We start from the raw sequence: 22,058 nt of genomic DNA on the forward strand, positions 1-22,058 counted from the left end.
CAATTAAAACTTGCGTTTGCGAGCTGCTTCGGATTTCTTCTTGCGCTTAATGCTAGGCTTCTCAAAGTGGCGACGTTTACGCAGTTCCGCCATCACCCCGGATTTTGCGCTTTCACGCTTGAAGCGGCGAAGTGCGCTATCCAAAGACTCGTTTTTCTTGACTCGAATTTCTGCCATTTGTCTTCCCTCCCTCCGCTAAAACCGTGGGACGCCTGAGTCGAACGTACGAACAGACTGTCACACTTCATTATAGGATAATTGACTAAAGAAGGTCAACCTTTAGTTCAATTTTATTCGTAAAAACCGGACAACAGGTGATAATGGATGTGGAAAACCTCTTGCCCACCCTCTTTGCCGCAGTTGTTAATCAAGCGAAATCCTGGCAGCTCCAGCTTTTTCGCCAGAAGTTGTGCTACATGGTGGATATGTCCGATCAGCGGCAGGTCCTCGGCGCTTACATCCATTAGCGTCGGAATTGGCTTACGCGGGATGATCAACAAGTGAACGCGTGCTTTTGGTGCAATATCGTGGATGACAATGACGTGCTCGTCCTCATACTCGATACGAGCAGGAATTTCACCGTCCATGATTTTGGTAAAAATACTTTTTTCCATGGGAGACTCCTTTCTTCCTCATGTATGTGGATAGTTATGTATGTAAGGATTGATCGTATCATATTCCCTCACTTTTGTCTTGCGGCGCTACTTAACGCATGGTAGCATGACTTCGAGGTTGAAACAGGATAACAAGAAAAAGGAGTTCGTGCAGATGAAACCAATTGCACTGGATCAGGCAGCAATCAACGCAGAAGGGATTTTGATCGCTGGTTCCCCAGGGCTTGCCTTGTCATCCGTTCACTTTGATACCCGCGAGCTGACTGCGGGATCTTTGTTTGTAGCGCTGACAGGCGGCGCACGGGATGGACATGATTTTTTGTTACAAGCAGCTGAGCAAGGAGCCGTAGCTGCTCTCGTTTCGAATCAGGAGAAGATTCCTGCGGACTTGCCAAACGATTTTGGGTTAATTCTCATCAATGATACACTGCGTGGCTTTCAAAAGCTGGCTGCCGCTTATCGGAAAAGCTTTTCGTTCCCTCGCATCGCCATTACCGGAAGTATCGGTAAAACAACCGTGAAAGACATCGTGGCACACGTACTTGCGAGCCGTTCGCCTGTATACAAGACATATAAAAACTTCAACAACCACATCGGTGTACCTTTGTCGTTATTGCAGATGGAAGAAAAACATCAAGCTGCTGTACTGGAGCTCGGGATGAACCACGCAGGGGAAATTGATTTGCTCGCTTCGCTGGTCCAGCCAGATATTAGCGTGATTACATTTATCGGAGAGTCCCATATTGAGTATTTTGGCACGCGTGAAAAAATCGCTCTCGCAAAGGCGGAACTGCTTCCTCATACCGCTCTTGACGGGCTTGTGCTGCTCAATAAGGACTCGGAGTATCTACGGTTGATAGCCCATCTGTATCCGGGTGAACTCATGTACTACTCTGTTAATGAGAAGGCGGATATTTGGGCAGAGCAAATCGAAACGGTTGAAGGTGGGACTCGTTTCAAAGTATACTTTGCCTCCGGAGAGCATTTCGAGGCATTCCTTCCGCTCCACGGCCGCCACAGTGTCCTGAATGCACTGCCTGCTGTCGCGATTGCCAAGAGGCTCGGAATGGATACGGAGCAAATCGCTTACGCCTTGTCCACCGTTCAGCTCTCCGCCATGCGATTTGAGCAAATCAACGGGAAGCACGGTACTGTGTATATCAGTGATGCGTACAATGCCAGCCCCGTCTCCATGGAGGCTGCCGTACGGACATTTGCTGAGCTATACCCTGAGCGCGCAAGAATCGTCGTGTTAGGTGACATGTACGAGCTTGGACCAGATAGTAGGGCTATGCACGCGGGCGTCGGAGCCTCGATTCAAGACATCGCTGAGCGCTTCGAACTACTCGTGACAATCGGTGAGGATTCACGCCATCTCCATGATGCTTATGCGGGGAACAAGCTGCATTTTGCTACCAAAGCAGAGGCACTGGCTGCTCTACTGCCGCTACGGGATGAAAAACATGCCTTTTTGTTCAAAGCTTCCAAAGGTATGTCCTTATGGACGCTTATCACTGATCTGGAAGGTCACGAATAATAGAAAGGGAAAGCCGCCTCTCGTATCATACGGGAGACGGCTTCTTTTTTATGATCGCAGTTCAATGACATTGTAGGAAGGCCCCAACTTTTCAGGCGAAAAATCGCTATAGTGGATCGATGCGAGATCAGCTACATAGTACGACTTCCCGTCCTTTGCCCAGCCGATGATGCGCTGATTGTCACTTAAGTCGTAATAGCCAGGCATTCCCTTGTCAGGAGAACCGAATGGATAGCTGCATTTCGTGACTTCTTTGCATGATTGCATGTACATATACGAGTCTTGAGAATTAGAAGTACGAGCGTGCTGTTCTACTGCCATCTGATGCCCTGCTGGCGACCAAACAATCTTGTCCAAGTAGCTCTCAGTGAAGATGGAATCCTTCAAATTGACCTTTTTCCCTGTCTGCAAATCCAGCATGTATTCCTCTGTATTGGTTCGCATATAACGGTACTTCATATCGTTGGAGTAAGAAGGGAATGCGGTCATATTGTGATCGTATTTCAGGCCAGTCGGTAAGTCTAATTCCTTGTATGCGGTTTGCGTTTTGTAAAACAGCTTTTTCGAATTCGGCACCCAGTAATACCTTTCTTCTTCTGTTCCACTCGGCCATTCATACTGGTCATTCTTTTTCATTTTGAGTGTAGGCAGATGCTGCAAGATCAGATGACCGCTTACTTTGGAATTGGAAGAGAGCATGTCCATACGGGTGAACACCATGTACTGTTCATCCGGTGAAACGGAAAAATCAAGGACGGGATACTGAGCTGCTGCCGGGACGAGTACCGTTTTTTTCCCATCTGGAAGACTGAGCTTTACGATACCGCCGTTTTCACGAACGTAGAGTGTGTCTTGCTTCGGCGACCATTTGCCATAGCCGGATAGCTGCGTCATCTTTTTGGTTTGCATATCGTACAGATACGGTATGGTTCGGTCTGCCTTCCCGTATCCGATTCGCTCCCCGTATACAAACCTGCCCGATGGCGACATGCTCGCCCGATGAATCAAGGTCATGTTCGTCACGGTTTTTGTCACTTTTCCATCTACCGGTACTTGATAGATGACGACTGGCTCTGGCTTGCGAGGGTCTGCCTTCGCAGGAGCAGAAGCATTGATTTGTCCAGGAACAAGTATGCCCAGCAAGGAAATCAGCAAGCATGAGAGCAATAGGTGTTTTTTCATCAAGGGTCCTCCCGAATAAGTAATCAATACGTAGACGCTCACTGGAAGCACTTGGTTTCCTTTTACACGAAAAAAGATCGGAAGCACCCCTGCGCCCCCGACCTTTTTCACTTACGCACGAACCATCATTGCCTTCCGCAACCACTCTACCTCTTCCGCTAATACACGCTGCGGACTCTGACCAAACCATTCAATCGATGCAAAATAATCCGTATCCGCAATCTTTTCTAAAATAGGCCCATAATCTACAACACCTTCACCGAGCAGTACCATTCCCTCACGATCGCCGTTAGGGGCATATACATTATGCGGAGCGAATACTGGTAAATGATTCGATGAAGAAATATTTTTCAAATGATAATGAGCTACCCACGATCTCAATTGCTCGTACGCATCGATCGGATCAGCACCGGATTCCCAGATATGAAGAAAATCAAGATTCACTTTTAGTGCAGGATGATTGACTTCCTGCAACAAGGCAAGTGTAGAACTCAGCGAATCTGTAAGCGTGTTCGGATGTGTTTCGACCAAAAGCTGAATCCCGTGCTCTTGACACATCTTACATAAAATTTGCAGATGATACACATAGCGTGCACGCTCTTCCCGCCCTACTTCTTGACTTGCCTTCTGTCCAGCAAACGTCCTGATTTGCTTCACATGTAACAGATTCGCCAGTGAAAGGAGTCTTTTTGCTTTTTCCAATGTACGCTGAAATCCAGATGAAGTAGCAATATCCAGATAATCGCTAAGCATGGAGATACTCATGCCTTGATCCCTGACCAGCCTTACCTGTTCCTCCATCTCTACTCGATCATGATCGTACAGATGCTGGGCGTGAGTCCCCCATAACTCGATTCCATCAAAATGATGACGATGAGCAAATTGAACAAGCTGTGCAAACGAAATCAACTGGTGGCGAAAAGTAATTGTGCACAATGAGAGTTTCATATGATCTTTACCTCCACCCTTTTTCGTCGACAGTGACGAGACTTTTATCCATTTGGGTCCACAGAACAAACTGACGTTCCAACTCTTTTTTCACTTCAAGCTCGATCAGATCAATCTCTTCAAGCGCCTCGATAATCGGAGGCAACAACGCCATATTCTTGGTCATCGCCATTTTGACAGACAAGTACTGAGCTGTCGTAAACCCTTGGTAGATGTCCTCCACTTTGTAGGCAATGCGCAAAAACTCATCACGATGGTATTGCAGGTAATCTTGCAGATAGAGAAATGCGTACTCGTAGCTGTATTTGCGGATTGCAATCACTTTCACTTGAGTCACTGCCGCAAGCAACATGTCCAAGTTGTATCCATTGCGTCCTTCTGCCATGTCTGTAATCAATTGCTTTAGCTCAAGGGTGAACGGGTTATGATCACGCTTGAGTGCGTCGTAGAAATAGTCGTGGATCATTTCATAGGTTGGTTCCTTAATTTCACTCGCATCCACCATAAAGCCGCCACCAAACGGATTTTCCAAGAAGGCTTTGATCACCGTCTCCTTCTTCACATTGCCCTCCCAACGAAAATCCGGGTCAAACATAAACCACTCATCCTCATTCTCCGTCTTTGAAATCATCAAAAAATGCGGGAATGGCTTCAACGCAAATTTATTATCTCGTTCTGGAACCAGCGACATGTCTATCTGAACAAGGACAAACTGATCCTCGGTACGCTTATCGATTAGCTCTAAGAACATGTCCAGATTGGAGGCTTTATCTTGGGAATGATCATACCATTCTGTTACTTTCGCTCGGAAAAGTCGCTCATATCCCTTGATAATCTCCTCATGGTTATCAATGTAATAGGTGACCACACCTTGATCTGTAATGGAGTACTCGGCATCCCATATGCCAAAATAATAGGGACGATAATCAATCTTTGTGCGGCGCTTAATCACTTCGCATAGGCAAGAAATGATGCAATGAACCTTAACCATTCTGTATCCCCCACTCGCTGTTTGTATAGACGCTAATTCGATACATGCTGCGGTTCTAACTGTTCAACAAAAGTAAGGAGCGATCCAACCGTTTGGAAGATTCGCGGATCTAACTCATGAGCAGGAACTACCAAGCGCAAATCTTCTTCGATATACACAATCAGTTGCAATAGCATAATCGAATCTATATGTAGATCCTCATTCAATCTCATAGACTCTTCTAGCGTGTGAATATGCGATAATTTTAATTTTTCGGTCATGATCGTATGGATTTGCTCGATTCTTTCTGATCGTGTCATTTACTGATCGTCTCCGTTTCTACTAATCGACGGCTGATTTTTCCTGTAGCTGTTTTAGGAATGCTCTTCACGCATTGGATTTCGAATGGGACTTTATAGCCTGGCAAACGATCCTGGCACCATTTCCTGATTTGTTCAGGCGTAGCTCCTCCCTCTGCAATAACCTGCGCCTTCACAATCTCTCCCATGACCGGATGATGTCCACGATACACGACCACTTCTTTTATCCCACTCATTTTCAAAACGACGTCCTCGACCTCTAAAGGAAATACCTTTAAGCCAGAGACGTTTATCACATCATCCATCCTTGATACAAATTGAATATGTCCTTCTCCTGTCCAGAAACCTAAATCCTGCGTCGCTATTTCGTTCTGTCCATTCCAAATCTTAATTTCACCGGGTTGTTCTTCATTTTCGCCTGTAGTCAATGTTACATGGGAAAGAGGAACTCCCAGATCTGTATGCGTTCGCATCTGTTTACTCATACTGACGCATCCCGCCTCGGAGCATCCATATTGTTGCATTAAGATGTCGCTCATGCCTTGCAGCTTGAGAAACAAGCCTTCTGGCATGGGAGCTCCTGATGTCATCAACCGGTGAAAGCGTACCTGCTCTCGCGTAAAGCTAGATAAGATGTGATAAAAGACTGGCAGACCATACACAACATGTTGGGGAGTATCTTGAATCACCTGTAAAGCAAACTTCGGATTTTTGTGCGTCACAATCGAAGGCTTACTCCCCCGCTCCAAAGCTGCCAAAACTCCACATATCAATCCATACGAATGTGTCACAGATGCCAGCACGATCGGGGTTAACGCTTCCTCTCCCTGAAATAACTGGTTGTAGGCATGAATTTCTGTTTGGATATCCTCCCAACTTCTCCCGATGAGCTTCGCGTCCCCCGTCGTGCCTGAGCTATATTGGTAAAGCGATGGTTTTTCGCTCTGTTGTTTATCCGTAATGGACAAGAAGTGCTTCGTCTCCTGATAAACAAGCCCATAGCATCTTGCCTTCACGGCCATCTGATAAGCTGTTTCCATTGGGGTTTCCCCATGAATTAACAACACGGAGGCATCATGCTCACGTAAATATTGAACAAGACTAATCACGTCAAGTGGGTCAGCTATGCAGACGGCGTACCTCTTTCCTTCTGGCTGTCGAAAATGATCCATACTTTCGAATCCTTGCTTATGTCTCTCCATTTCATGCACAGAAATCTCATTTTGATTCACAATGAACATGCTAGTAACCTCCCACAGCCATGGAATGAATCCTTTTCCTTGCCTCGAACAAAGGATTGGGAACTTCATGTAAATGATAGTTCTCGGTCGTTGTATATAGCTTTTTCTTGGTCAATTTCTCTACTTGCACGCTTGGAATAAACAGATCAAATCGCGTAAATCGCTCCGCCAATTCCGGGAATCTTTGTTGGTGCCCCTCCAATACCTGAACGACCATCTCCCAGAAGCGCTCTTCGGCATATCCGTAATGTTCTTCCAATAGCCGTGCGAGTTGCCCCAGATTGATCAGAAACAAGGTCTCTAACGTCAAATCTCTGACTGTTGAAGTTTCATTCATGTGAAACATCACATCGTCGGGCTTCGTTGCGTAATATTCATGCACTTCCGCGAAGTTTGGGCATTTGTCTGGCTCGCTCAAGAACGGTTGGCAAAAAATCAAATCTTCGTGAAAATCCTTCAATGCTACCCGAGTAGGAACACCATCCCGATGCACCAGGATCATATTCTGTGCGTGGGTTTCCATGGCAATTCCGTGTTTCACCAGAATATGAACGACTGGCAGTACACTGCTTTCCAATAATCGCACAAGCCAATTCTCTAGCCCTTGCTCACGAATCCAGCGATCAATGAACGGCACCTCATCCACCTCTACTGCCGCTAATGCGTTATAAGGAACCGCATCTTCTCCCGCTTCGAGATGAGGGATGAGACTTTCTCTCCACATGCACCCAATTACTCCGAAGGTAACCATTTCCACAAGTTCAGAAGCAGGGGGAGGATCGTATGCCACTGCCGCAAACTCCTGGAGCATGATCACCTTTTGCACGTCTCGTAAATACGCATCTTCGTCCGTAATCTCCTTGAGCCACCTCGAAACAATGGGTGCACTTGCCAGTGAGTGCGGGGTGAGATGACGTGCCGCTGAGGTATTCACCACGTTGATCGAGAGTTTCAGATACGGTTTATGCGGATTACTTTTGTTAGCAAAGGTGCGAATGGATTGTTGTGGACGATGACCATCAGAGCCTACGCCTAGCACAATGATCTCTTTGCGATGGATATCGTCCAGGAATCCAGGCACGATATGATTACGCCACTGCCAAGGATGGACAGGAACGAAGGCATACTGATCCGGATCGCATCCATGATTGACGATGATTTGTTGAAAGGCTTCTTTTTGGTCTCGACCTAATTCATCCAAAAGAAGGTCATCGAAATTTTTCCCTTGATCAATGGACACTTGAGAATATTGCTTATGTATCGCTAGCCATAGAAAATGAACTTCCTGCTTAAATTCAGGACCATAGGCAAAATGATCTACGTAGGTAAATCCAACACGTGATTTATAGCTAGGGTGGTAAGGGTGACCGTCCATCAAATCCCCTTCCAGCTCATCGTACGATTTGCCCTGCATCCGAATATCATTTTGCACCCGATAGTATTGAGCCAATGTATCCTTTAACAACGTTTGCTCCAGATCATTGGCAAATAGCTTCAGTCTTTGTTCATCTACCGTATTCATTCGGAAGACTTCCACTAAAAAACGAGTGAGGGATATCGCTTCTGATTCTTGCTGTGCGACTCCGCTTTGATCGAAAGCAACACGAGTAACGGGATCCTTCCCTAAACGTACCAGCCCAAAACTGGCACTCTTCCGCCCCCGGCAACGATAGCGAACAGGCAGATCTCCCTCATCAAGCCCATGTAGGGTATAAATCGTCTCATCACCCTCTTGGATGGACTCAGGAATCACAATTCCCTCATAGAACAAAGACTCGATGCATTGTCGAAACACCCTTCTTCTCACCTGCACGTACTGTGTCGAGTGAAGTGCCACTTCAATCGAGAAATCTTGTATTGTTAACTCCATACCTTATCCTCCAAGTCTCTTCAAGCTATCCAAAAGCATGCAGCCCTGCCTTTTCGGTCTGCTTTACCTTTGCTAAAGGATTATCTATGTAAACAAAAACAGATGATCTCTCTTCCGGTTGGGTTAATTCATCCAAATCATAGAAGCGCGTGAGCAAATTCGCCTTACACGGAAGCTGTTCGCGCGTAAGTAGATTCTCTAGAAACTTCGACGCCTCTCGATTCATAGGTAAAAACTCCGTCAAAACCTCATGCATCTCTGCCAATAAGATCCGTTCGTCAATTAAACCTTCCGTTCCAAATCCATTAATGAGTCCAAACATATGGTTAAAAATCATATAATAGGTGATTCGCTCATCGACAAGATGGTCTTTGTAAATGTTCCTACTCGCCTTGCCAACCCCAGGCAATTCTGTCTCTAATACTTCTTGCATCGATTCTGAGAAATAGTAGCCTTGATTATCACGATAAAAGAACTGATCGGGGTATCCGTCTTTGAGCGTGACAACACTATTCTGTTGATGAGCTTCCAGGCCGATTCCGTATTTCAGATATAGCCATACCATTGGTTTCAATGAAATGTCTACATACCGCTTAAACCATTCCAGACTAACTACATCCGGTGCCTTGCCTTCCTTTTGTGCTAGATGGTGGATGATCGTTGCCAACCGACTCTTGTAGCCAGGAAGTGGATCTTGCACAAGTGCCGCGATTTGCGTGACTTGTTCTGCATTCCTCCCCATAAAGGGATTATCACGCAGGATTACTTCAAATCCCGTTTCTCCCTCATGCTCCAACATGATCGTGATGTAAGCTGGATCAGAGATAAAGCCAAAGCCCGGATACTTGCGACTTACTTCCCCGATCCCTGTTTCAAAAAGTTGCTTCGCCTCTAAACCGATCTCCATTTCACTTAACTTGTTGATCCGTAATGAATTCGTAACTTTGATTGGGACGGACAGCTTGAGCATGTATTTCTTCTCAGGATGATAAACCGTTCGAAGAGAAGATGTCGCCATATACTCCTCACCCGCTGGCCCTAGGTATAGAAGCAACCCTTTCCGGATCAAGGATTGTACAGCTACCTTTTCGAGCAACCATTCTGCTTGGAGCGGATGAATCGGGACGATTGAAAATGATGGATCAACATCAGCTATCGAAGGAAACTCATCCTTCAGTAATTGCGTAGCGGATTCTTTTTGCCTAGATTTTTCATGAACAATCGATGGATGGGCTGCAAACAAGTGGAGTTGAAACTTCCCGCAACACTCCGGTGCATACAACGCTTGCTTGGCCTCAGGAATTCCTTGCTGACTCTTCGGCGTTGGATGGAACAAGTGACCGAACAAAAGCGCCTGCTCTGCTTCGATGAAGCTTTGTTCCACGCCATATAACATCTCGGTAGTACTTTGGCGCGTCCGAACAAATTTCTCAATGCTTTGGCAACTTTGAATCATCCGCAAGACTAATTCATCCGGAACTGCATTTTCCCCATGCTGGAGCGTTAGTTCTTTGATCAAAAGAACCGCTAATGTCAAATAGTCCGTCTGAACGAAACGAGTGCAGTCACCACTTCGGTAGCATGCTGGGTAATGAAACAAATGCCTGCCTGTCACGGAATGATATTTGACACTGACATAGAGGGAAATCCCCTGATGCGGGAGTTCACAATGAAGGTACATACCTGTTGAACTCGGCTTTATGATTTTCGTTAGCTGCTTCGTAATCTCGTCTTTTCGATTGATCCACTCGCCCCTACCTGTTTCTCGGAGATAACAATTGAGAAAGCTCTGCATCGTTGCATGCTCTGCGATATGCTTGACTACGAACATGTTACCTCTCCTCTTGCTTGATCCAATTTTTTATTCAAGCATTGCGACTTACATAACTGGTAAAACGTCCCATGTATAATGTAAACGATTATCATTCTCATTTCAAGTGATAATATTCATCGGATACAGTTAAAAGAGATACGCAGGCCGAAATTCGTTCCTCCATCCACACACAAAAAAAAGATGCCTATTCATCAGCATCTTTTTTCTCATGATTACTCCAACTCTTCCGCATCTACGACGTTGCGACCTTTATCCGCATGTCGCTCCATAGCGAGTTGTACCAGACTATCGATCAGCTCGCTGTAGCCCACACCCGCAGCTTGGAAGAGCATTGGATACATGCTAAACGGCGTAAAGCCTGGCATCGTATTCACTTCGTTGATATAGAGTTTGTCGTTTTTTTCATCCCAGAAAAAGTCTACACGGGAAAGGCCAGAGCCATCGAGTGCTTGGAATGCCTGCTTGGCTATTTCCGCAATTTGTTCGGATACATGCTCGGGAACGATGGCAGGAATGGAGAGCTCTGTTCCCGCCCCTTTGTACTTGGCTTCATAATCGTAAAATTCTTTAGCGGCAATGACTTCCCCAACGACAGATGTCATCAGTTCTTCATTCCCCAAAACGCCAATCTCCAACTCACGAACCTGAACGAACTCTTCCACGATCAATCTGCGGTCGAATTTGGCAGCTACATCTAATGCGTGCTTGAGTTCCTCACGATTTTTCGCTTTATTAATCCCTACGCTGGAGCCCATATTCGCTGGTTTGACGAAACACGGATAGCCGAGTTCACGCTCGATCCGATCCATGACAGCGTCCTGGCCTTTTTCCCATTGAGAGCGCAGCAAGCCTACATATTTCACTTGCGGTAGTCCAGCCTGTGCAAAGACGGTCTTCATCATCCATTTATCCATTCCGACAGCGGAAGCCATTACTCCGGTTCCCACGTACGGGATATTCGCCAATTCTAGCAGTCCTTGAATCGTCCCATCTTCGCCAAATGGTCCGTGAACCACAGGGAAAACAACATCCATTTGCTCATTCATGGCAAACAACGATCCTGACTTGCTTGTTACTGCCAGCTCTTGCCCTGTCTCTGTTGCCTCGTTACTATCTGGTGTTTTTGCCGATAAGCGCAACGCTTCGATCTTATCCGGCAGTTGACCTGCCAGTGTTTCTCCAGTCACCCAAGAGCCATCCAATTGAACGTACACAGGGGTTACCTCATATTTATTTGCATCTACAGCCTGCATAATGGACATGGCCGTACGCAATGAAACTTCATGCTCTGAGGATTTTCCTCCATAAATAATGCCCAGTCGAATCTTTTGATTTCCCATCTGTGTCATGCTCCTTTCCCCTCCGTACGATACCCGGAGAGTCTACCCAGTTTCTACTCTCTCCTATGCTATGCAAAAGCCCAACATCTGCTCTATTTACCGGGCCGAGCCCGTCATTTAGCATACACAAACCAAACGCCAAAAACAAGAGAAGCAAGTATCACCTGCTCACGTTTTTTCTCATACCATATAAATAAAATTCCTGTCATGGAGCTATTTTTTGGAGGGATTTCCATGAGAGATTATTTACTGTACTGCACGTACTGCTCTTCTTACACTTTATTGCACAGCTATGATAAGGACAGCGGTTCTTTTTTGGGGGAATATTCCCTGCTGCATAACAACTACACCCGTGACCCAATCGTCTTGAACAAATTTCTCCTCGCCCATCTCGGTCACACCATCCGTACCATTCCCTCTAAGACGGATGACTACCGCCATATCATCTGCAATGCCTCGCATTTTTTGGAGGATGATATTGACAAGTATGTGGAGGAAAGTCAACAGCGGGCTAAATTCAAGGAGCGTGATCGGAAAAGCGAACGGGAAATTGGTCAGGTACAGCTATATCTGGTCGAGCATCTCTTGACCCATGAACTTCAGAACTTAAGCCAGGCCCGCGCTTCTACCCCCGCCGAAGGACAAGTCTTTTTAGGCAAGGAGCTGGGGTTCAAGGAGGCACTCGATCTCGTCAGGCGTGTAAAAAATGACAAGCAATTGTCATGAGCACTTATTTCTTCATTCGAAATGATTCACATTCTTTGTGCAACTCTTTCCGCTCGTCGCGCGTATAAAAAGAGAGACGATACAAGCGGGGGGAAAGAACATGTTTGAATACAAATTCGTCCGAGTTGAGCTGTCCTCTTTTCGACGCCAACCAAAAGAAGATTATCAGACCGTTGTCCACGAGCACGCCAAGGAAGGCTGGCGTTTGGTGCAAATCTTTGCTCCAAGCATCGGGGGCGATGGTATCGCCAAATACTTCGAATTGATTTTTGAAAAACCAACTTCTTAAATCAGACTAAAAGCTGAAAAGAAAAACAGCGCCGTTTTAATGCGGACGCTGTTTTTCTTTTTCTCTATCGACGATCTCTTACTTCAAAGATGGCAAATTTCAAGTAATGAGCCTCATCAGCCCCACTGATTTGCGGGTGATCCTTGCCCGCTCCTCGCCATTCAATCAGGCGCAATATCTTTTTCGCATCGACCGCTGCCTCTTGAATCGTTTGCAGGAACAGCTCAGGCGACATATGGTACGAGCAAGATGCGGTAACGAGAAAGCCGCCCTGACGAACGAGCTTCATTCCGTTTAAGTTAATGTCTTTGTAACCGCGGCAAGCGCCTTTCACTGCTCCACGCGATTTCGCGAACGCTGGCGGGTCAAGAATAACTACATCCCAGCTCTTGCCTGCCTCTACATTTTCACGCAAGTAATCAAACGCATTCGCCACCACAAAATCAACACGATGCAAGAAGCCATTGAGTGTAATGTTTCGCTTCGCTGTTTCAATAGCGTGCTCGGAAATATCGAGGGCTGTTACTTTTTTCGCACCGTGCTTGCATGCGTTCAGGGTAAAGGAACCCGTATGTGTAAAGCATTCCAATACCTCCGCGCCATCCCAAAACGGATTTTTGACCACTTTCCCCCGCTTGTCTACAGGCACCTGCTTTGTCTCGCCGTCTACTTCCATGCTCGTCAGGGAAATGCCGTGCTTTTGGCCCCAGCCTTTCATCAATGGCGCGATGGAGGCGCGATTTTCCCGCTGATCATAGAAAAAGCCCGTCTTTTGCCCCTCTACGATATCCACATAGTATTTCAATCCGTTTTCTTCGATCAATACTTCACGCGGACACTCTCCGTACAGGACCTCTTTGCCCTGTGTGAGCCCTTCCAGTTCACGGACAGGTACATCATTGCGCAAATAAATACCAGTCGGAGCAAATACCTCTACCAGTGCATCCCGAATCCAATCGATGCGCTTCTCCATCCCCAATGAGAGGACTTGAACAACCAATGTATCCTCGTAGCGATCGACGATGAGGCCAGGCAAAAAGTCAGCTTCCCCGTAAATCACACGGCAAGCCCGTGGGTTGTCCACAAATCTCGTCCGGAATTCTGCCGCTTCCTTGATTTTCCGCAAGAAAAAGTCGTAGTCGATCTCTTCCTTTTGGTCGTAGCTCAAAATGCGCACGATCATTTGTGAAGCTGGGTTGATGTAGCCCTTTGCCAAGAAATGTCCTTTGTGATTGGTGACCTCGACGATTTCACCTGGTTCTACATCCCCTTGAATTTCTAATACCTCTGATTGAAAAATCCACGGATGTCCTACTTCTAGCCGCTTTTTCCGATGTTGATTCAATAGCACACGTGCCATGCAGCCATTCCTCCTCTTTGTCATGCTTGCCCTAGTACAGGCATAGCGTTATAGTAACTTGCTAAAAATGGACAGGGAGGAACGTATCTTGTGATAGTCTCCATCCTCGCCCCTTTTACCTTTGGGCTCACTTTTTTTCTTTTCGGTATGTATGCCATGCGCTCCGGCTTTCAAAACCTCGCCGGCAAAAAAATGGAAGAATGGATGGGGCGCTTTACTCGCACCCCACTCCATAGCTTCTGGATTGGTCTCTTCGCTACTTTTGTCTTGCAAAGCTCCAGTGCGGTAACCGTCCTGACGATTGGGCTGACGAACGCAGGTATCATCCAGTTCACACAAACCGTTGGCATCATTTTAGGTACCAATCTGGGCACGACCGTGACAACGGAGCTGGTTGCGCTCAAGCTCGAGTCTTTTGCCATCCCCATGCTTCTCATCGGAGTGGCCCTTTGGCTGATGCCGCGCCGAAACATTCGTTGCATTGGTCTTGTCGTCGCCGGCTTCGGACTGATCTTCCTCGGCATCGATACATTGAAAGTCATGGCGAAGCCTTTGGAGCAGTCTGAGACGTTTCGTTCGCTTTTTCTGGAGAGCAGCCATTCCATCTGGATCGGTTTGATTACCGGGGTCATTTTCACCGCGCTCATTCATAGCGGTTCCGCTACAACCGTGATCACGATGGGCCTTCTCAGTCATCAAATTCTTTCGATGGAAACGGCTCTCGCCATCGTATTGGGTGCGAACGTCGGAACTTGCTTTACTGCTGTCATCGCTGCGATTGGCACGAATACGGCATCCAAGCAGGTCGCATGGTGCCATACGCTCTTCAACGTCGCAGGCGCGATTGTTTTTTTACCGTTTCTTTCCCAGCTTGCCCTCGTCAGTGCCTTTTTAACGGATAGTCCTTCTATGCAAATCGCCCATTCACAGACGATCTTCAATCTCGTCTGCTCTCTAGTAGCGCTTCCATTCGTGCCGCAAATAGCCCGGTTTATTCAATGGCTGATCCCTGATAAGCGTCGTCCTACTGACCTCACCTTTAGAAAGAAAATGGTATCAAGTAGATGGAAGTAATGACGCCTGCCACGATCATTGCGACACTTGAGGCTGCCGTTTGAACAGGGGAAACGCGGTTCAAGCTAGCCGTACCAATGGCGTGTGCACTCGTACCGATAGCGATCCCGATTGCCCAATCATCAGTAATTTTTCCCCATTTGAGAACAGGACGGGCAATCATGACACCGACCATCCCTGTCAGCGCGGTAAAAAAGGCTGCAAGTGCAGGCTCCCCGCCTATGGAACGACTCAGCTCCAACGCAATGGGGGTGGTCACGGATTTGCTGAGCATGCTTTTGTATACGAGCTCATCTGAGTCCAGACACCAATGAACCCCCATAACGACGAAGATCGCAACAGCACAGCCTGCACATACACCAAGCAACACACCGCGCCAAATATGAGCAAATTCCTTGATCTGTTTCGCCAGCGGAATAGCGAGTGCCACTGTTGCAGGACCGAGCCAAAAGGAAATCCACGATCCTCCGGCAGCAAACGCCTCCCAATCACCGCTAAATGCCCACCACATAGTCCAGACCAAGATCACAGCCACCAAAAGAGGCTGCAATCGTTGGAATCGAGCGTTGATCATGGTTGCGCCTTTGTACCCTGCTATCGATACTAAAATAGCAAAAAATGGACTAAGCATCCAAAGTCCTCCCCTCTTGCGGCAAGGACGATTCTGATTTTTGTTTATGATGCTTCATATACCATTGCACAACCACGCCAGTCACAAGCATGACTAGTAATGGACCGAGAACCATCGATAGTATGATTGGCAATGGGTTTTGTGTGAATACGTTTAAATAGGAAGCAACTCCGACAATGATCGGTACGAAAAAGAGCAACATGTGTCTAATTAAAAATGTACCCGCTTGTTCCACCCAATCCATTCGTATCCATCCCATACACAGTCCCAGTGTTAATAGCAGCATTCCCACCAGGTTCCCGGGCAGGGGAATATGCAGCCATTTGCTCGCAGCTACGCCTACCCCATAAAAAGCCAGCAGGATGACGATTCCTTTAACAAATTTCATTTTGCTAATCTCCTCCCCGCTCCCTATCCTCTCTCTATAGGAACTTCAGCATGCAGGACGGAAAAAGCCCGGCCTTACCTCGGCCAGGCTTTTCTTTGATATTAGTATCCGCTGCCTGTTGTTTTTGCTCCTGTTACAATGGAAACACCGGAGCTCGTACCGATACGGCTCGCGCCTGCTTCGATCATCGCAACCGCTGTTTCGCCGTCACGAACGCCACCAGACGCTTTTACACCTACATTTGGTCCTACAGTTTTACGCATCAGGGCGATATCTTCAACCGTTGCTCCACCTGTTGAAAATCCTGTGGAGGTTTTTACGTAATCAGCGCCAGCCTCTACGGAGAGCTTGCACGCAACTACTTTTTCTTCTTCGGTCAAGAGGCAAGTTTCCAGAATCACTTTCAAGAGAATATCGCCAGCCGCTTGCTTCACAGCAGCGATGTCTTTTTTGACAGTTTCCAGGTCACCGGATTTCAGGGCACCTACGTTCAGTACCATATCTACCTCAGTCGCTCCGTTTGCAATCGCATCGCGGGTTTCGGCTGCTTTGGATTCGATCGTGCTCGCTCCCAGAGGGAAACCGATAACCGTGCACACTTTTACCTCAGAACCTGCCAAGAGTTCAGCAGAGCGTTTTACCCAATAAGGGTTTACACATACAGACATGAAGTCATGCTCTCTTGCTTCTTGGCACAGCTTGTCAATCATCTCTTGTGTAGCATCAGGCTTCAACAGCGTGTGGTCGATATATTTGTTCATGTTCATAGAACTACACCTCTATCCCTAATTGTTCGAATGCAAGGCGAAAAATGCTGTCATTGTTACGGTATCCCCGTTGCAGTTGCAAATCCCAGGCTTCCTTTGCAGAATGCCAATGGACATCATTGATTTCCTCTAGCTGCACGGTGATCTCCGTGTTGTAAGCTTCCACCAAATAATAATGGACTTCTTTGTCGATGGATTCGCCCGTCACTGGATGTGTATACACGTAGGTGATCATGTCGAGCTTGGATCCCAATCGTCCGGCTACACCTGTTTCTTCCAAAACTTCGCGCAGAGCCGTTTCTTCGATGGTCTCGCCCATCTCCTGCTTCCCTTTTGCGAGTGTTACTTTGCCATAGCGGTCTTCAATCAATAGGAGCATGTACTCTGTGTCTTGCTTCTGGTATACAACGCCCCCAGCCGATATCTCCCTCATATAGCTCGCTCCTTCAGGTAAGGCAGCGCCTCTGTTTCCACTACGCGAACAAAAGTCCCTTTGCAGTATTCCGAGCCTGGTTCATCCAGTCTGACCTTGCAAATCTTGCCGATCATACTCTCATCGCCAGGGAAGACGACGTTCAGGTAGTTGTCCGAATAGCCCATCAGAAGACCGCTATCAGGTGCTTCTTTAAACGGACGCTCTGGAATGACTTCCAGTACATCCCCTACGAATTTCTTGGAGTATGCCAAGGTCAGTTCCTGATTGAGCTCCAGAAGCTTCGCAACGCGCTCGTTCTTTTCCTCTTCAGGAATTTGATCCGTCATACGCGCTGCTGGTGTACCTGTACGCATGGAGTACGGGAATACGTGCATCTCGGCGAAACCGATTTTCTTCATAAACTCGTATCCGTTCCAGAATTGCTCTTCTGTCTCACCCGGGAAGCCTACGATGACGTCTGTCGTAATCGCTGCTCCTGGCAATGCTTCGCGTACTTTGACCATTCTTTCGTAAAACTCAGCAGTCGTATACTTACGGCGCATGCGCTTCAACACTTCGTCATCGCCCGCTTGCAGCGGTACATGCAGATGGCGTACGACACGATCGGAGTTGTTGATGACCTCGATCACTTCATCGGTGATTTGGCTTGCCTCGATCGAACTGATGCGGATGCGCTTGAGGCCTTCCACCTGATGAAGGTCAATCAACAGCTTGGCCAAATTGTAGTCTTCCAAATCTTCGCCGTATCCACCTGTATGAATCCCAGTCAAAACAATTTCCAGGTAGCCCGCTTCCACCAGCTTTTGGGCCTGTTCGACGACGCTCTCCGGTTTGCGGGAACGCATCAGACCGCGTGCCCAAGGAATAATACAAAACGTACAAAAGTTGTTGCAGCCCTCTTGAATCTTGAGGGAAGCACGTGTGCGATCTGTGAAGTTAGGAACATCCAGCTCTTCGAAGTCGCGAGCTTTCATAATGTTGCCTACGGCATTGATCGGCGTGCGTTCTGCGCGAATTTGATCCACGTACTCGATCAGCTTCTCGCGTCCTTGTGTACCAACTACGATATCTACACCGGGAATTTGCGCAATCTCACTTGGAGAGGTTTGCGCATAGCAGCCCGTTACGGCAACGATCGCCTCAGGATTCCGGCGAATCGCACGACGAATCACTTGGCGGCTCTTCTTATCTCCCGTATTCGTAACCGTACAAGTATTAATCACGTAAACATCTGCATCTTCTTGTTCAAAGTCGACTCTCTCATAGCCGTCAGCCTTGAACAATTGCCAGATGGCCTCTGTCTCATAGCTGTTTACTTTGCAGCCCAATGTATGAAAAGCAACGGTAGACATTGCCATTCCTCCTTTTGTGTGAAAAACGTCTCTCCGTTTTTCATAAAAGTGGATGTGACCGCTTGCGGTCAACGAAAACGGTCATAACCGTTTCGTTCCTGCTCATCCTTTGCGAAGTGATGAAGCCTTTCGTTCAAACTGATAGGAAGCACAGGCCAAAACGTACTGGCTTGCTGTTTCCGTGCGCAAAATACGCGGGCCAAGGGAAACTGTCAGGAACCCTTTGCTCTCTGCTTGGGCCACTTCCTCAGGAGAGAAGCCTCCCTCCGGTCCAACGAGGACGAGAAGTGAATCACTCTCAGTCATCTCTTCTAACACTTGATGAATCGTGGTACTGCCCTCTTTTTCATAAGCAATTGCGCAATGCGTATACGACTGGCCAGCTTCAAGTATCTCACGAAATGAAACAGGAGATAAAAGCTCTGGCAAAACAGCACGATGAGACTGTTCAGCAGCCTCTTTAACGATTTTGCGCCAACGCTCCAGTTTTTTCGCTTCTTTTTTGGCGTCCAGCTTTACAATGGTTCGCTCAGAAGAAAACGGGAAAAAGGAGTACGCCCCAAGTTCCGTCCCCTTTTGCAAAATCCACTCCAGCTTCTCGCCTTTTGGAAGCCCCTGACCAATTGTGACCCGGATCGGCAGTTCTCGCTCTTCTTCAAGCATTTCCATTACTTCTGCCCGTACTTCCTTGGCAGAAAGATAGACAAGCTTGGCCCGTGCTGACCTGCCCGCTCCATCAGAAACGATGATTTCTTCGCCTTCCCGAGCACGCATTACATTTACGATATGGTGTACGTCGTCTCCGACAATCGTTAGCTCATTCTCAGTAAAGGAATGTGGCTCGACAAAATATCGTTGCATCTCGTCAACCCCACTATTTTATCGTTTTTTTGCTACAATTGCTACCCAGTCATCGATGAAAATGGTTTCCACGATCTCAAGACCTGAAGCCGCCAACGCCGCTTTCACATCCGCTTCACGCGCAGCAATAATACCTGACGAGATAAAGGTCCCTCCTGGCTTCAACACGCGGAATACATCGTCAGTGAACCGCACGATGACCTCAGCCAAAATGTTAGCCACGACCACTTCCACCTGCTCCTCGATGCCGTCAAGCAAGTTGTTTTGTCTCACGTTGATATGCTCATGCACACCATTCAGTTCGGTATTGGCCTGTGCAGAGCGCACAGCGACTTCATCTAAGTCCATCGCCAGCACATCTTTTGCTCCGAGCTTGATGGCAGCAATACTCAAAATTGCTGTCCCTGTCCCAACATCATACACCTGATCGCCTTTTGCCATATACTTCTCGAGTGCACGCAGACAAAGAATGGTCGTTGGATGTGTACCTGTTCCAAATGCCATACCTGGGTCCATTTCGATAATGATCTCATCTGGATGCTTCGGCACGTACTCTTCCCATACTGGCTTGATGGTCATGCGATCGGATACATGAACCGGTTTGTAGTATTTTTTCCAGGCGTGGGCCCATTCATCTTCATGGACATCGTTTACAGCAATCGATGCCTTGCCGATATCCAAACCGTACTCGATCAACTGCGCCAGCTGCTCTTTCAATTCTTCTACAACGTCTAGCAGCTCGCTGCTGTCAACCGGCAGGTATGCTTTAACGAATACGCCCTCGGCCGGAAAATCATCAGGAGAAAGCTGGTAGATTTCGCCAAAGGGGGTATCCCACTCACGATAGAGCACCTCCGGGTCTTCAATTACGACACCATTGGCACCCAATTCATACAAGAGGCTTGACACCGCCTCCGTAGCCTCCGCTGTAGTATGGATACTGATTTCTGACCATTTCACGAATCTACCACTCCCCACATAAGCTCCCAATCGGGCTTTTCATTTAATCGACTTCGCTACATGAAACTTTAGGCAAAAAGCGGACAAAACCGCGACGGATTACTCGCCGCGGAATGCCCGTTTCATTTTTTCGAAAAAGCCTTCGTCTTCTCCTCCGTGCTGTCCTGGCTTTTCTCCAGACAGTTCGGCGAGCTCACGCAACAATTCCTTTTGTTTATCGCTCAGCTTGGTCGGCGTAATAACGCGCACTTTCACATGCTGATCACCGCGGCCGTTTCCACGCAAATGCGGAACACCTTTTCCACGCAAGCGGAAGAATGTTTCTGTTTGAGTACCTGCCGGGATCTTCAACTTCACGCGACCGTCGACAGTCGGCACTTCGATCTCATCTCCAAGTGCTGCCTGTGCGTAAGTAAGCGGAACCTCACAGTAAATATCATTTCCTTCACGCTCGAAAAACTCATGGGTCTTCACGCGCAATACGACGTATAAATCTCCAGGAGGTCCACCATTTGCACCCGGTTCTCCCTCGCCTGTTACGCGCAATTGTGCTCCATCGTCCACACCTGCTGGGATGTTGAGATGAATTTTGCGGCGTACCTTGACACGTCCACTTCCACGGCAAGTTGAACATTTTTCTTTGACAACTTTCCCTTTGCCTTCGCAGGTCGAGCAAACACGGCGGTTGACGATTCGGCCGAACGGCGTATTCGCCACCACTTCTTGCTGTCCTGTACCACTACAAGTCTTACATGTATCGACACCGGAACCAGGCTTCGCGCCAGAACCAAGGCATGTATCGCATTCTGCTTCTTTTGGAATTTCCACGTCGGTTTCTTTTCCAAAAATCGCGTCGATAAAGTCAATGCTGAGGCCAAATTGCAGATCAGATCCTTTGCGAGGCGCATTTGGATTCGCACGTCTGCCGTTGCCACCGAAGAACATGTCAAAGATATCTCCGAAGCCGCCCATGCCTGATCCGTCAAACCCTCCGCCACCGAAGCCCTGATTCGGGTCTTGGTGACCAAAACGGTCATACTGCGCACGCTTTTGTGGCTCGGACAGGATGTCGTACGCATCCTTAACTTCTTTGAACTTTTCTTCCGCGTCAGCCTCTTTATTTACATCCGGATGGTACTGACGTGCCAGCTTGCGATACGCTTTTTTGATTTCATCCGCGTCCGCATCCTTGGCTACGCCCAGAACCTCGTATAAATCACGTTTCATCTCCTACATCACTCCCATGACAGTCAACTGTTATCATAGCATGTGACAGACTTGAAAAAAAGTCAAAGTCAGCATTCCGTGACTTTGACTTTCATGGGTCACATCGTGGGAAGTGAGGGAAGAAATCTCTC

At 47.5% G+C, this 22,058-nt stretch carries 23 protein-coding genes; 4 read left to right on the forward strand and 19 right to left on the reverse strand.

What is annotated here, in order from left to right; all coding sequences use genetic code 11:
- Window positions 1-3: 3 nt before the first annotated feature.
- Window positions 4-177, reverse strand: a complete 174-nt coding sequence (gene rpsU, locus HP570_RS05690; protein WP_007727630.1) for a 30S ribosomal protein S21 — start codon at window positions 175-177, stop codon at window positions 4-6.
- Window positions 178-290: 113 nt separating this feature from the next.
- Window positions 291-614 carry a histidine triad nucleotide-binding protein gene (locus HP570_RS05695; RefSeq protein WP_012685763.1) on the reverse strand — a complete coding sequence of 108 codons (324 nt, stop codon included), beginning with the start codon at window positions 612-614 and terminating at the stop codon, window positions 291-293.
- 154 nt (window positions 615-768) lie between these two features.
- On the opposite strand from HP570_RS05695, the gene HP570_RS05700 reads away from it, so the two are divergent.
- Window positions 769-2,151: a UDP-N-acetylmuramoyl-tripeptide--D-alanyl-D-alanine ligase gene (locus HP570_RS05700; protein ID WP_173625151.1), complete on the forward strand. Its 1,383-nt coding sequence runs from the start codon at window positions 769-771 to the stop codon at window positions 2,149-2,151.
- Between the two features lie 48 nt (window positions 2,152-2,199).
- Here HP570_RS05700 and HP570_RS05705 read toward each other — a convergent pair whose 3' ends face one another.
- From HP570_RS05705 to HP570_RS05740, 8 genes are all read right to left on the reverse strand, one after another.
- A complete protein-coding gene (locus HP570_RS05705; protein WP_173625152.1) occupies window positions 2,200-3,333 on the reverse strand; it encodes a TolB-like translocation protein in 1,134 nt (377 codons plus the stop codon).
- Window positions 3,334-3,444: 111 nt separating this feature from the next.
- Complete coding sequence (locus HP570_RS05710; protein ID WP_173625153.1) at window positions 3,445-4,281, reverse strand: sugar phosphate isomerase/epimerase family protein; 837 nt, start codon at window positions 4,279-4,281, stop codon at window positions 3,445-3,447.
- A gap of 7 nt (window positions 4,282-4,288) precedes the next feature.
- Window positions 4,289-5,272: a DUF6005 family protein gene (locus HP570_RS05715; RefSeq protein WP_012685759.1), complete on the reverse strand. Its 984-nt coding sequence runs from the start codon at window positions 5,270-5,272 to the stop codon at window positions 4,289-4,291.
- Between the two features lie 32 nt (window positions 5,273-5,304).
- Window positions 5,305-5,571 (reverse strand): petrobactin biosynthesis protein AsbD, encoded by a 267-nt coding sequence (gene asbD, locus HP570_RS05720; protein ID WP_016742623.1) that lies wholly within the window; start codon window positions 5,569-5,571, stop codon window positions 5,305-5,307.
- Complete coding sequence (locus HP570_RS05725; protein ID WP_173625154.1) at window positions 5,568-6,812, reverse strand: AMP-binding protein; 1,245 nt, start codon at window positions 6,810-6,812, stop codon at window positions 5,568-5,570. Before HP570_RS05725 ends, asbD begins: the two co-directional genes overlap by 4 nt.
- A 1-nt stretch (window position 6,813) precedes the next feature.
- A complete protein-coding gene (locus HP570_RS05730) occupies window positions 6,814-8,682 on the reverse strand; it encodes an IucA/IucC family protein (protein ID WP_173625155.1) in 1,869 nt (622 codons plus the stop codon).
- A 25-nt stretch (window positions 8,683-8,707) separates the two neighbouring features.
- Window positions 8,708-10,513 carry an IucA/IucC family protein gene (locus tag HP570_RS05735; protein ID WP_173625156.1) on the reverse strand — a complete coding sequence of 602 codons (1,806 nt, stop codon included), beginning with the start codon at window positions 10,511-10,513 and terminating at the stop codon, window positions 8,708-8,710.
- A 215-nt stretch (window positions 10,514-10,728) separates the two neighbouring features.
- Entirely contained in the window at window positions 10,729-11,856 is a 1,128-nt protein-coding gene (locus tag HP570_RS05740) for a D-alanine--D-alanine ligase (RefSeq protein WP_173625692.1), read from the reverse strand.
- A 234-nt stretch (window positions 11,857-12,090) separates the two neighbouring features.
- Here HP570_RS05740 and HP570_RS05745 point away from each other — a divergent pair, with 234 nt between their 5' ends.
- Both HP570_RS05745 and HP570_RS05750 read left to right on the forward strand, forming a co-directional pair.
- A complete protein-coding gene (locus HP570_RS05745) occupies window positions 12,091-12,582 on the forward strand; it encodes a hypothetical protein (RefSeq protein ID WP_012685752.1) in 492 nt (163 codons plus the stop codon).
- Between the two features lie 100 nt (window positions 12,583-12,682).
- A complete protein-coding gene (locus tag HP570_RS05750) occupies window positions 12,683-12,871 on the forward strand; it encodes a DUF4177 domain-containing protein (protein WP_016742618.1) in 189 nt (62 codons plus the stop codon).
- Between the two features lie 64 nt (window positions 12,872-12,935).
- On the opposite strand, the gene HP570_RS05755 is transcribed toward HP570_RS05750, so the two are convergent.
- Window positions 12,936-14,231: a class I SAM-dependent rRNA methyltransferase gene (locus tag HP570_RS05755; protein WP_173625157.1), complete on the reverse strand. Its 1,296-nt coding sequence runs from the start codon at window positions 14,229-14,231 to the stop codon at window positions 12,936-12,938.
- Window positions 14,232-14,321: 90 nt separating this feature from the next.
- Here HP570_RS05755 and HP570_RS05760 point away from each other — a divergent pair, with 90 nt between their 5' ends.
- On the forward strand, window positions 14,322-15,305 hold the full coding sequence (locus HP570_RS05760; RefSeq protein ID WP_012685749.1) for a Na/Pi cotransporter family protein: 984 nt from the start codon (window positions 14,322-14,324) through the stop codon (window positions 15,303-15,305).
- Here the strand turns inward: HP570_RS05760 and HP570_RS05765 are convergent.
- From HP570_RS05765 to dnaJ, 8 genes are all read right to left on the reverse strand, one after another.
- A complete protein-coding gene (locus HP570_RS05765) occupies window positions 15,271-15,936 on the reverse strand; it encodes an LrgB family protein (protein ID WP_173625158.1) in 666 nt (221 codons plus the stop codon). The genes HP570_RS05760 and HP570_RS05765 overlap by 35 nt on opposite strands.
- The gene (locus HP570_RS05770; RefSeq protein WP_012685747.1) at window positions 15,929-16,324 is read right to left on the reverse strand and encodes a CidA/LrgA family protein; all 396 of its coding nucleotides are present in this window, start codon (window positions 16,322-16,324) and stop codon (window positions 15,929-15,931) included. The genes HP570_RS05765 and HP570_RS05770 overlap by 8 nt, the downstream gene beginning before the upstream one ends.
- A 101-nt stretch (window positions 16,325-16,425) precedes the next feature.
- Window positions 16,426-17,091 (reverse strand): deoxyribose-phosphate aldolase, encoded by a 666-nt coding sequence (gene deoC, locus HP570_RS05775; RefSeq protein ID WP_173625159.1) that lies wholly within the window; start codon window positions 17,089-17,091, stop codon window positions 16,426-16,428.
- Window positions 17,092-17,095: 4 nt separating this feature from the next.
- Window positions 17,096-17,524 (reverse strand): NUDIX hydrolase, encoded by a 429-nt coding sequence (locus HP570_RS05780; RefSeq protein ID WP_017247721.1) that lies wholly within the window; start codon window positions 17,522-17,524, stop codon window positions 17,096-17,098.
- Window positions 17,521-18,879, reverse strand: a complete 1,359-nt coding sequence (gene mtaB, locus HP570_RS05785) for a tRNA (N(6)-L-threonylcarbamoyladenosine(37)-C(2))-methylthiotransferase MtaB (protein WP_012685744.1) — start codon at window positions 18,877-18,879, stop codon at window positions 17,521-17,523. The genes HP570_RS05780 and mtaB overlap by 4 nt, the downstream gene beginning before the upstream one ends.
- 102 nt (window positions 18,880-18,981) lie before the next feature.
- Window positions 18,982-19,740: a 16S rRNA (uracil(1498)-N(3))-methyltransferase gene (locus HP570_RS05790; protein ID WP_173625160.1), complete on the reverse strand. Its 759-nt coding sequence runs from the start codon at window positions 19,738-19,740 to the stop codon at window positions 18,982-18,984.
- 18 nt (window positions 19,741-19,758) lie between these two features.
- On the reverse strand, window positions 19,759-20,700 hold the full coding sequence (prmA, locus tag HP570_RS05795) for a 50S ribosomal protein L11 methyltransferase (RefSeq protein ID WP_064202878.1): 942 nt from the start codon (window positions 20,698-20,700) through the stop codon (window positions 19,759-19,761).
- Between the two features lie 99 nt (window positions 20,701-20,799).
- Complete coding sequence (gene dnaJ, locus HP570_RS05800; RefSeq protein WP_173625161.1) at window positions 20,800-21,927, reverse strand: molecular chaperone DnaJ; 1,128 nt, start codon at window positions 21,925-21,927, stop codon at window positions 20,800-20,802.
- Between the last annotated feature and the right edge of the window lie 131 nt (window positions 21,928-22,058).

This window comes from Brevibacillus sp. RS1.1 (genome assembly GCF_013284365.1).
Classification (GTDB): domain Bacteria; phylum Bacillota; class Bacilli; order Brevibacillales; family Brevibacillaceae; genus Brevibacillus; species Brevibacillus brevis_D.